Below are 11543 nucleotides of genomic sequence, written 5' to 3'. Positions count from 1 at the left end.
TCTCCGATCTGTTATATGATCAATCAGTCTGACAAAGAATTACTGCAGGATATCGCCCTCGGAAATGAACAGGCTTTCCAGATGCTGTTTAACCGGCACTGGAAAACCCTGTTTTCATTTGTTTACCGCCTAACCCGCGATGAAGACCATACCAAAGATATTTTGCAGGATGTTTTTTTATACCTCTGGAAAAACAGGGAAAACCTTTATGCCGAAGATTCTTTTCTCCCTTACCTGAATACGGTTGCCCGCAGCAATGTAATGTCGGCTTTCCGGAAAGATAAAGTACGGTTGCAGGGTGTAGAAATATTATCCGAAGCTGTTAAGCTATCTGATAGCAGCGACGAGCAATTGTTGTTGAAAGAGGTGACGCAAACTGTTGATGTTGAGCTTTCAAAAATGCCGTTCAATATGAGGCAATGTTTTAGGTTAAGCAGGTACGAGGATAAAACCATCCGGGAAATTGCCGCTGAACTGAAGCTTTCCGAGCAAACTGTGAAGAACAATATCTCTGAGGCTTTGCGCAGGTTGCGGATTTCTGTGGAGCAGGGTTCGTTGCTCTATTTGTCTGTTTTAGTGGTAAATGCAGTATTTTAATTATCAAAAAAAAGCGGGGGCAAGTGCGATTCCCTCCCCTGGGAGGGTGTAGGGAGGGGTTTCTTCGAAATGCTTCTTTAGCTCGTGGTCGGTGTTTTCACCGCACCACTTTCGGGGTATGGTGTTGTTGTTTCAATTAGTATAACGTCTTTAGATCATGTGGTACGGTGAAAACACCGACCACAGGCTTAAACTACTATCGCTAAACCCGCGGCAGATTATAAAGGGGCCTGCGCCGTTGTTGGTGTTGTCACCAACAACTCTACGACATGCTCTTGAAGCGGCATTCTGCTATCACAACAAAATGAAGGCAAGAAACTGTTGTTGGTGACAACACCAACAACGGCACGGACGCATGTGATGCGCCTATACGATTAAAATATACCAACTTCCTTTGTTGCAATTATTAATAAAAGCTTAACCATTTATTAAAGTACTTTTTGGCTTTTCAGGCGCTATGCTATCGAATGAACAGTAAAAAGTACGGGGCATTAAAAAGCCTTTTTGAGCAATACGAAGAAGGATCGATCCATCAATCGCAAAAAGAAATAATTGACGATTGGTTTGATCAGCACCAGGATGGGGAGATAGTTGACATGCTCAAAGATCCTGAACAGGAAGCACGAATTTATAAAGAACTCCAACAGCGCATTATACAGCCGGTAAAACCGGTAGGCATAATCCGCAAACTTAGCCAGGCAACATGGTTACGTGCCGCCTGTATCATTTTACTGGCAGGAATAGCCGCCGGCTTATATTACAAAAAACACAACACCACGACAGATAAACCCGCGCTGGTATTCCAAACATTCCAAACAGGCAACGGACAGGTTCGAAAAGTTGAACTTGAAGATGGTTCAATCATTTGGCTTAACGCGGCTACCTCCTTAAGAGTGCCAAAACCATTTAAACAACGTTCAATTTATTTAGACAAGGGCGAAGCTTTTTTTGAAGTAAAGCACGATGCCAATAACCCATTCACCGTTACAACCGGGAGCATCGTTACCCGCGATATCGGCACCTCTTTTAACATCAGGGCTTATCATCCCCAAACCGAATATCGGGTTGAAGTGGCTTCAGGTGAGGTTGCCGTTGAGCGCTTAAACAATTCAGGAAAACCTGAAATTTTAAATAAGTCAATCAGTAAAGGCCAAGGCTTGGTTTACAATGTAACCAATCAAAAAAGCCAGCTGATCGCAAAATCTCCTGAATTGATACAAGGCTGGAAAACAAACGGAACACTTTATTTAGATATGCTCACCCTACGACAAATAGCAGAAGAACTTTCACGCCATTTCAAGATCCGGGCAATCGTCAAATACCCGGAATTGGATGCGCGTCAATACACCATCAATCTTGGTACAATGGACCTCAATACATCCCTACTTGAGTTAACCCTGCGTACCGGGATGAGCTATGAACTTACCCCTAATAAGTTAACCATTAACCCTTCAGCAAACAGCATGAAATAAAAAAACAGTAAACAAAAAAGCCGGAGGTGATCCCGCACTTCCGGCTGCAAAAGCAGGCGCTGTAGCAGCACCGGCCTATTTAATTAACTCGTCAAAATTAATTATCGCAACTAAATATGCACCTTTTTATCCAATTAGGAAAAAAAATAATGGAAAGAAATTTCCTTATCCAGATTTCATTATCACTTATGGTGATACTATTTTTAACAACAGGTAACGCGGCTTTTGCCCAATCAACAGATGCATCCATTTCCGGTCAGGTAAAGGATGCCAAAGGCGAACCTATGCCTGGCGTAACCATCTTAATTCAAAATACTTCAAACGGTTTCCGCTCGTCGAGCGTAACCAATAATGAGGGTAAATACACTTTTCGCCAGTTGCCTTTAGGCAGGCAGTATGTAGTTAAAGCATCTTTTGTAGGCTACGATTCGCAGGTTAAAAACGAAATTTCAATTAACCAGGGCGATAGGGTTATTGTCGACTTTTTAATGTCGAACAATACCCTCGGCCTAAAAGAAGTTGTGGTTAAAGCCAACACCCTAAGCAGCCGTAATGATCGTTTGGGCGGGAGTACCTCTATCAACGCCCGTACCATTCAGCAGATCCCGGCGCTGAACCGTAATTTTACTAACCTGTTATCGCTTGCGCCAACCTCCAACGGTGGTTCGGTGAGCGGACAGTTGCCATCATCAACCAACTATGTGATTGACGGTACCAGCGCCCGCAGTAACTTAACATCAGGCGCGGTAGGTAGCGGTCCGTACTCGTTATCGTTAGAGGCTATCCGCGAGTTCGAGGTATCAACCAATATTTACGATGTATCTCAAGGTCGTGCAGGTGGCGGTACGGTGAGCGCGGTTACCAAATCGGGTACCAACACGCTTACCGGCTCGGCTTTTGATTATTACCGATCAGATGCTTTGGCCAGCCCTTATGATATCCGTGGTAACAAACGCGAGCAAAACTTTACTACCAACCAGTATGGTTTTAGTTTAGGTGGCGCTATTGTGAAAGATAAATTATTCTTCTTTACCGCGCTCGATCGCCAGGAGCAGTCGGCACCGTTTTATATTGCCGATATTAAGTCTGATGCTGATGCAATATCCCTGCGCATCAGTAAAGGCATGTTGGATAGTGTTATCAATATCGGTCGTGCAAAATATGGTTTAGGTAGCGGTCCGCAGGTGGGTGAGTTCCCGAGAAAAACTACGGCTAATACTTTTTTCGCCCGTATTGACTGGCAGATCAATGATAAAAACCGTTTAACCATCCGTAACAACTACAGCGATTGGAATAACCCAAATAGTACTGATGACAACTCAAACATTAACCTGTTTGAAACTTATGGCAACTTCAAATCGCGCGAGAATACTACGCTGGCATCATTACGTACCCAGTTCAGCTCGAGCTTTTTGAACGAGTTGAAATTACAATGGCAGAGCGCTAAACGTGATTATACGCCGAACAATCAGCTTCCGGCAGCAAACATCCCGCGTGCTATCGTTACTGTTCGTTCAACTTTGCCAAACGGAACTATCGGTAGTACTTCGGTACAATTGGGCGGTCAGCGTTTTACACCGGAGAGTGATCTGGAAAACCAGTTGCAATTGGTGAATACCAGTTATTTAACCAAAGGTAAATACAACTTTACCTTCGGTACCGATAACACGTTAACCTACTTAAACACCTATATCTCGAACGAGCAAAACGGCAGGTTCATTTTTAACAACATTAAAGAGTTTGACGACCTGAACCCAACCCGCTTTGTGCGTGAAGTACCTATCGATGGCATCCCGTCGGTACAGCAATATGTGTTAAACCTTTCGGCTTTTGGCCAGGTGCAGTTTGAGCCGGTAAAAAACGTTAGCGCCACTTTCGGTTTACGTTGGGATTTAACCAGCTATTTAACCAAAGGCGACTATAACCCGGTTGTTGATAAAGCTTTAGGTTTAAGAACTGATGCCAACCCTACCGACTGGAACAACTTCCAGCCAAGGATGCAGTTTTCGTGGGACGTGCAGGGTAAAAAGACTGATATTATCCGTTTAGGTGGCGGTATCTTCTCGGCTAACCCTATCAACTACGCGCAGGTAAATAATATTCAGAATAGCGGTACCAAAGTTGCCTCTATCGATATTACCAGGCCAAACACAGGTACTAACCTGGTGCCTAAGCCAAACTTCCCTGCTTACCGTAATGACCCATCAACTGCTCCCGGCTTAATTCCCGGCGCGCCAACGGTATCAACCATCAACCTTAACGATCCGCATTTGCAGATCCCAACTATCTACAAAGCCAACTTAAGCTATAACCACTTGTTTGGCGATTACCTGCGTTTAGGTGTGAACTTGCTGATAAGCCGTACTACTAACAACTACGTTTATTTGGATAGGAATTTGGTTGATCAGCCTTATTTCACCCTATCAAACGAGGCTAACCGTGGTGTATTTGTACCAGCCAATACCATTTCATCATCGGGTGTTACCGATAACGTTCAGGGCCGTAAAACCCAGTTGGTGGGCCGTACTCTTGAACTGACCAACGGTGCTAAGCTTAACCAACAGGCATTTGTATTTGATGGCGATTTCCGTTACTATAAAGATGGTTTCCTTTCGTTCAGCTATACCTGGAACAATACAAAGGATAATACATCATACAATGGTAACGTGGCCAACACCTCTACCTTCCGCCCGATCAAATCTGATCCGCGCGATTTGAGCGAGATGGATTATTCGGATAACCAATTCAGGAGCAAGATAGTAGTTTACGGTTCAACCCCAACCTGGAAAGGTTTCTCTTTCAGCGGCAGGTTTACCGGCAGCGGCGGTACCCGTTATTCATTAACAGTTGATTCGGACATTAACGGCGACTTTGTGGGCGGACCGGGCACCGATAACGACTTAGCCTTCGTATTCGACCCAAACAACCCGAATACCCCGGCAGCTGTAAAAGCCTCGATGGAAAAAGTACTGAACAACCCGGATAACCGTGCCAGGGATTTTATCAGGAAAAGCATTGGCAAAATATCGGCCAGGAACGGCGGAAGCAACCCTTTTTCGGGTACGTTTGATGTTAGGTTAGCTAAAAGTTTCCACACTTTTAAAACCCAGCAGCTTACACTTACTGCCGATGTTTTCAACTTTGCCAACTTGTTGAACAAAAACAAAGGCGTTAACTATAACCTTGGTCAGCAGACCTTGTACACCGTTACCGGCTTTAACCAGGCAACAAAACAATACAACTATCGTGTAAACGAAAACGTGGGCGTAACAACTGCCAATGGTACACCATACCAAATTCAGTTGGGCGCGCGCTATTCATTTTAATAATGTAGTGTAAACAAACAATTAACAATATCATCAAAAACGGGCGGGTTTTACCAGTCCGTTTTTGATGTTTAAAATTAGAGCTTATGATGCAAAATTTACTTAACATTTATCCTCATCAAAATACATCACTCCGTAACAACCTGTAATACCAAACAGTATGTTTAAGTTGAGGTGTTTTTTATTTTTGGCGATGTTACTGGTGCCTTACCTGCTTTTGGCGCAAACCACCAAAAGTAATTTATCGGGTATTGTTTACGACTCTAACAAAGTGGCGATTGAGGGGGCGATCGTACGGATAGTTTATCAACCGGCATCAACCCAATACGGCTGTTCGAGCAATAAAGCAGGCCGCTTTTACCTGCCCGATCTGAAGCCCGGCGGCCCGTATCAAATTGAAATCTCCTACACGGGCTATGAGCCGTTCATTCAGCAAAATGTTTACTTAGGGCTTGATGAGCCTGAAGTGCTGAATGTTGTTTTAAAAAATAAGCAAACGCAACTCCAGGAAGTGCGGGTGAGTGCATCGCCCATTAACAGGCCTGCTTTAACAACTGCGCAAACTGGTCCGTCAGTAAAAAATAACAGGCAAAACCTTAACAGCCTGCCTACCATAAAACGAAGTGTTAATGATTTTATCAGGCTCACCCCACAATCATTCGGGCCGGCAATAGCGGGGGGGAATTACCGCCAAAATTTCATCACTATTGATGGCTCAGAGTTTAATAACAATTTTGGTGTTGGCGATAATTTGCCCGGCAACGGCGCGCAGCCAGTATCGTTGGATGCCATCGACAGGCTTTCGGTAAACGTTGCACCTTTTAATGCCATTTGGGAATCCGGTTTTATCGGCAGTACCATCAATATCACCACCCGTACAGGCTCTAACCACACCGAAGCGTCTGTTTACCGTTTCTATCGAAACCAAAACAGTTACGGTTATCATGCAGGCAATGCCTCGTTCGATAAAAGAAATCTATCTTATCACCAGGATGGTATACGAATTGGCGGCCCGATAGTAGCCAACAAGCTTTTTTATTTTTTCAGCGCCGAGGGTGAAAATGAAAAGTATAACCCTCAACAACTGATCCCGGCTACTACTGATATGCCATACGGCAGCGGCCCCAACACCGCCCGTCCCACAGTTACCGAACTCAACCAGATAGGTAGTTACCTTCGCGATACTTATCGCTACGATCCGGGTAGTTATGGCAATTATGAGTTTGAAAACAAAAGCTATAAAATATTGGGCCGGATAGATTGGAATATAGGAGATAATAATACCTTCAGCATCCGGTATAACCAGTTGGTTAGTACCCGGCCAGAGTTGGTTAATGGCTCGCGCAGCCCCTTAACCGCTTTTCCGGCAGGGGCGGGGCGGCGGAGTATCAACGCCTTACCGTTTAGTAATTCAAACTTTAGCACCCAATCCAATTTTTATTCATTAGCTGCCGAATGGAATGCTAAACTCAATTCGGGCGTTTATAATACGTTTAGGGCATCGTATACCCGCCAGTACGAACCCCGGCAGTCGGACAGTAAACCATTCCCTTTTGTTGATATTTTGAAGGATGGGATCCCGTTCACATCATTTGGTTACGAGCCATTTACTTATGGTAACAGCCGAAACGTGACCCTGGCTTCGGTGATTGATTACGTTAACTGGAGCCATAATAAAAACAACTGGCTGGCCGGTGCACAGGTTGATTACAGCCGCACCAGTAATACTTATATCCCCTTTGGTACCGGCTACTATACCTTTGCTTCATGGGATGATTTTGTATCCGGCAAATCGCCGGTTGATTATGCCATTACTTATTCTACCACCCCCGGTACGGCACAGCCATCGTATAATTTCAAATATGCCAACCTTGCTTTGTTTGCACAAAATACCATTATACTCGGCAAGCGCTCGAGCATTACGGCAGGGTTTAGGTTTGATATTCCGTGGTTCCCGGAAGGTTTGGCCGAGAACGAGGATATTGCCAAACTAAGCTTTGCTAACGGGCTGCATCTACATACCTCGCAATTGCCCTTTGTATCGCTATTGTTATCGCCGCGCGTCGGTTTCTCTACTTATCTGGGCAGGGAAGAAAAACTGCGCCTGCGGGGCGGTACTGGTGTTTTCACCGGGCGTATCCCTTTTGTATGGATCATTAGCCAGGCCCGGTACTCGGGTTTGCAGCAGGTAACCCAAACATGGCAAGGTAAACAGAATACGCCTGGCCCATTCAGTCCCGATCCGCAAAAATATATCCCCGATATTTCTACCCAACAACCCGGTTTGCCCGCCATCACCAGTGTTTTATCAAAAGAGTTTAAAATGCCCCAAACCTGGAAAAGCAGCATAGCCCTTGATGTACGTTTACCGGCCGGGTTTACCGGAACGGCCGAGGTGCTTTACAATAAGGATATTAACGCCATTGTTTTTACGGATGCCAATTTGGTGATGCCAAAGCACCTCAATATTGCGGATTATCCGGATAACAGATTAGTTTATCCCGCTGCTAATAACCAGCGTTTCATTAATCCACTAAACGCCGTCGGGATGCCCGATGCTAAAGGTAACTCGCCGTTTAACGCGGTGGTGGTAAGCAATTCATCGAGGGGATATTATTGGTCGGCAACTTTTCAGTTAGAGCGGAAAATTTGGGGCGGTTTCTCCATGTCGGCAGCTTATATCAAAAGTATGGCGAAGAATTTGAATGATGGGGATGGTGATCAAACCTTATCGGCCTTGTACGCCAAGCCAACTGTTAACGGGATTAACACGCCCGAACTTGGCTACGCAGGCTATGTAAGCCCTAACCGGGTGGTGGCCTCGTTCATCTACCGTAAGCATTATCTTAAAAAATTCATCGTAAGCGCCGGTTTGGTTTACCAGGGTGCTGTAGATGGCCGTTTCTCCTATACCTACGCGCAGGATTTTAACCACGATGGCACCAACAAATCGCTCATCTACGTACCGCGCAACCCTTCAGAAATAACCTTTGTTCCCTTAGCGGTAAATCAGCCAGATAAAATTACTTATACCGCCGCTCAACAAAGTGATGCCTTTTTTAAATACATCGATCAGGATGCCTATCTGCGCAAACGCAAAGGCCAGTATGCCGAAAGAAACGGGGCCACCTTACCCTGGCGCAATCAGTGGGATTTTAAATTAACGCACGATTTTATATTGAGCGATAAAGTCGTTAAGCATACCCTCCAATTATCATGGGACGTTTTTAACGTTGGTAACCTGCTCAACAAGAATTGGGGACTGAAAAAACTGGTGAACGCCAACTCCATTTTAATGCCTGCAAACCTGCCCGATGTAAAAGCCGGAGGCAATATCAAACCAACATTTCAACTGGCTACCGTAGGCGGCAGGTTAATCACCGACACGTTTAAAAACGACGTGAGTTTAAACTCAACCTATTCTATGCAGATAGGGCTTCGGTATTTGTTTAATTAATTCAATTGAATAAAAATTGTGAAATATCAGCAGAAATTATACTTTTGCGCCACTCCAAACCGGACAAACACTCCTGAGTAGCTCAGCCGGTTAGAGCATCTGACTGTTAATCAGAGGGTCGCTGGTTCGAGCCCAGCCTCAGGAGCAGAAAGCCTCACAGCGATGTGAGGCTTTTTTATGTAAAGAATTTTCGAATGCTTGGCAGGTTAGCGCATCCCGACAATGTCGGGAGGGTGGCTGGTTCGAGTCCAGCCTCAGGAGCAGAAAAGCCTCACAGTGATGTGGGGCTTTTTTTATTTATGCCTGATCAGAACAATAGCTTCGAATCAGTGATCTCAGCGAACAGTTTTTTCCGACAGGGCGTTTAACTAACCACCGGTAAAGATCCTCCATCAATAGCATAGATAGTCCCGGTTAAATAAGCTGCGGACGGGGAAACGAGGAAGTGTACCAAGGAGGCTACTTCTTCAGGTTCGGCCATACGACCCATCGGGATCCCTCCGGTTTGCGCCATCAATTGTTTCATGCCCTCTTCAACAGTAACACCTACCGATGCGGCATAGTCGCTTATAAATTTTTCCATCGGTGGGGTTTTGGTAGCGCCGGGTGATACTGTTAATACACGTACTCCTTTGCCTGCCAGTTCGGTTGCCAGCGCCTTGCTGTAGCTGTTCAGGGCGGCTTTTGAAACTGCGTAGGCCATGTTAAGGTTCCATAAAGCCTGTTTGCCCGCAACCGACGAAATGTGAATTATAACACCGTTTTGCTGTTCGATCATCTGCGGTAGCAATGTTCTGTCCAAGCGGATGGCCGAGATGAGGTTGAGTTGCAGTTCCTGGTCCCAATGAGCATCGGTTAAAGTGCCGAAGCCGCCGCCGGGAGTGGTAAGGCCACCAACGTTATTGATCAGGATATCGATCCCGCCCAAGGTCTCTTTAATTTCCTGGGTAAGTGCAGCCACCTGATCGGCATCGGTCAGGTCGGCCGCGATAAAGTGGTGCGGGGTACTTTCCGGTTTTGTTCTTGCGCTAACAATTACCTGCGCGCCTGCTTTGGCTAACTCATCGGCAATAGCTTTGCCAATACCTTTTGTTCCGCCGGTTACTAATGCTCTTTTTCCTTTTAAATCTGTTGTTTCCATGTTGTCTTTGTTATTCTGAAACAAATGTTTCAGAATTGGGTAAAAAAATTATTTAGATAGTTGTTTGATAAAATATTCAGCCATACGTTTGATCTTGATTGGGTCTTTGTGTAAGATGTAAGACTCGTACCAGCCTGTCCAGGTACTGTTAAAATAGTCGGCTAATAGGGCTGGGTCTTCTTCGGTACTGATCTGGCCTTGCTCCATCGAGTTTTTGATCAGGTTGTACAGAAACTGGTAAGCCCGGTCGTTATCGGCTATCAGGATCTCTTTAATCCGCTGATCATTAGTTGCTACTTCGAAAGCGCTCTTTACGGCCATACAGCTGTCTTCGCCGTTTATGATCACGCCAACTGCTTCGTGGATATAATCTACCAAAATGGCAAATGGTGCTTTTTTGCTACCCAGTCGTTTCTCCCAGTCCTGTTTCCGCAAATCGGTATAGTGTTGCACGCAGCGTACAAACAGTTCCTGTTTATCGCCTATAGTGTTATAAAGGCTGCTGCTGTTTATTTGCATAGCATCGGTAAGGTCACGAAGGGAAGCGCCATTATAGCCCTTTTTCCAAAAAACTTCCATCGCTTTTTGGATCGCTACTTCTTCGTTAAACTCAACGTTTCTGGCCATGATGATGCAAAGGTAGTTTATTTTGAAACAAGTGTTTCAGATTTGTGTCATTTATAATTTCATTAGCCCGGGCAAATAAATAGCGCTTGTAAGTTTCATCCACCTACCTTTAATAAATTACCCTCCCATGATACCATTTCTCTCATTCAATTTTTTATATTTGCTTATATGGCGAAAGGCTTGAGGCTATTATTGGGTGTATTAACGTTGTTTATCCTTTCCGGATCAGCAAGTGTTTCTTATGCCGCGCCCGCCGCAAACCGTTATTCATCAACGCTTAAATCGGCTCCTTTAAAAAGTGCCGGACAAATAGCAACAGATCTTTCGGACGAGGAGGTACTTCAAACAGGATTTAACTTCCAGCAGCAGCCCAACCACTCGCCCGATTTACAGGCCGAGGCCGTATCCACACAACGCGCAGGCCTGCGGTATGCGGTTCTGATCCAAGCGCCCCAAATTTCATCTATATATAAGCTTCTGTATTACAGGTTTCTCCTGTATCCTTTTCACGCGTTCTGGTAGTAGCCGATAATTCTTTTGTATTGATAACGTTTGTTTTTCGTGAACAGGCGATAACTATTTAATGGGAGTTAATTGACCAATTCATTATCACATTAATGTGGCGTTATGAAAAAAAATGCAAAGAAAAAGTTTCATGCACAAGTAGCGGTTATGCTGGCTAAAGAGTTTCGGGAAGAAGCCGAAGTTCATTTCCAGGATATGATCATCAAAATAAAGATCCCATTGGTTGCTATCGAATCGGGATTAGGAGCGATCCTTTTACGCATCGAGCAACTGGTTGAAAAATACTTTCCCGAAAGGAAGGATGATATTGCTTTATTGATCAGGGATGGCGGTAGCCGCTACGAAAATGTATTCAAGATCTGGAGGCCAGTGGCCTGAAGCATCTGGCGTACGATCAT

General features: G+C 44.9%; 8 protein-coding genes and 1 tRNA gene. 7 read left to right on the top strand and 2 right to left on the bottom strand.

Features of this window, described 5'->3' with window-relative positions:
* Nucleotides 1–15: 15 nt before the first annotated feature.
* From AAFN85_RS08720 to AAFN85_RS08700, 5 genes are all read left to right on the top strand, one after another.
* Entirely contained in the window at nt 16–597 is a 582-nt protein-coding gene (locus AAFN85_RS08720; RefSeq protein WP_347526764.1) for a sigma-70 family RNA polymerase sigma factor, read from the top strand.
* A gap of 467 nt (nt 598–1064) precedes the next feature.
* Nucleotides 1065–2069, top strand: a complete 1005-nt coding sequence (locus AAFN85_RS08715; RefSeq protein ID WP_347526763.1) for a FecR domain-containing protein — start codon at nt 1065–1067, stop codon at nt 2067–2069.
* A gap of 149 nt (nt 2070–2218) precedes the next feature.
* The gene (locus tag AAFN85_RS08710) at nt 2219–5395 is read left to right on the top strand and encodes a carboxypeptidase regulatory-like domain-containing protein (protein WP_347526762.1); all 3177 of its coding nucleotides are present in this window, start codon (nt 2219–2221) and stop codon (nt 5393–5395) included.
* A 160-nt stretch (nt 5396–5555) separates the two neighbouring features.
* On the top strand, nt 5556–8852 hold the full coding sequence (locus AAFN85_RS08705) for a carboxypeptidase regulatory-like domain-containing protein (RefSeq protein ID WP_347526761.1): 3297 nt from the start codon (nt 5556–5558) through the stop codon (nt 8850–8852).
* Between the two features lie 71 nt (nt 8853–8923).
* Nucleotides 8924–8997, top strand: a tRNA-Asn gene (locus AAFN85_RS08700).
* Nucleotides 8998–9216: 219 nt separating this feature from the next.
* Here AAFN85_RS08700 and AAFN85_RS08695 read toward each other — a convergent pair.
* Nucleotides 9217–9993 carry an SDR family oxidoreductase gene (locus AAFN85_RS08695; protein WP_347526759.1) on the bottom strand — a complete coding sequence of 259 codons (777 nt, stop codon included), beginning with the start codon at nt 9991–9993 and terminating at the stop codon, nt 9217–9219.
* A gap of 48 nt (nt 9994–10041) precedes the next feature.
* Nucleotides 10042–10620 (bottom strand): TetR/AcrR family transcriptional regulator, encoded by a 579-nt coding sequence (locus AAFN85_RS08690; RefSeq protein WP_347526758.1) that lies wholly within the window; start codon nt 10618–10620, stop codon nt 10042–10044.
* 168 nt (nt 10621–10788) lie between these two features.
* Here AAFN85_RS08690 and AAFN85_RS08685 point away from each other — a divergent pair, with 168 nt between their 5' ends.
* Entirely contained in the window at nt 10789–11142 is a 354-nt protein-coding gene (locus AAFN85_RS08685) for a hypothetical protein (protein ID WP_347526757.1), read from the top strand.
* Between the two features lie 105 nt (nt 11143–11247).
* Nucleotides 11248–11523 carry a hypothetical protein gene (locus AAFN85_RS08680; RefSeq protein ID WP_347526756.1) on the top strand — a complete coding sequence of 92 codons (276 nt, stop codon included), beginning with the start codon at nt 11248–11250 and terminating at the stop codon, nt 11521–11523.
* Nucleotides 11524–11543 lie beyond the last annotated feature (20 nt).

This window comes from Mucilaginibacter sp. CAU 1740 (assembly GCF_039839285.1).
In the GTDB taxonomy this organism is placed as follows: domain Bacteria; phylum Bacteroidota; class Bacteroidia; order Sphingobacteriales; family Sphingobacteriaceae; genus Mucilaginibacter.
The sequence above is the reverse complement of the archived record's forward strand: the minus strand, read 5'-3'. Positions and strand labels throughout refer to the sequence as shown.

Coding starts and splice junctions, on each gene's coding strand:
- AAFN85_RS08685 (WP_347526757.1), top strand. CDS start 10,789: ATGGCGAAAGGCTTGAGGCTATTATTGGGTGTATTAACGTTGTTTATC.
- AAFN85_RS08715 (WP_347526763.1), top strand. CDS start 1,065: ATGAACAGTAAAAAGTACGGGGCATTAAAAAGCCTTTTTGAGCAATAC.
- AAFN85_RS08705 (WP_347526761.1), top strand. CDS start 5,556: ATGTTTAAGTTGAGGTGTTTTTTATTTTTGGCGATGTTACTGGTGCCT.
- AAFN85_RS08720 (WP_347526764.1), top strand. CDS start 16: ATGATCAATCAGTCTGACAAAGAATTACTGCAGGATATCGCCCTCGGA.
- AAFN85_RS08695 (WP_347526759.1), bottom strand. CDS start 9,993: ATGGAAACAACAGATTTAAAAGGAAAAAGAGCATTAGTAACCGGCGGA.
- AAFN85_RS08690 (WP_347526758.1), bottom strand. CDS start 10,620: ATGGCCAGAAACGTTGAGTTTAACGAAGAAGTAGCGATCCAAAAAGCG.
- AAFN85_RS08710 (WP_347526762.1), top strand. CDS start 2,219: ATGGAAAGAAATTTCCTTATCCAGATTTCATTATCACTTATGGTGATA.
- AAFN85_RS08680 (WP_347526756.1), top strand. CDS start 11,248: ATGAAAAAAAATGCAAAGAAAAAGTTTCATGCACAAGTAGCGGTTATG.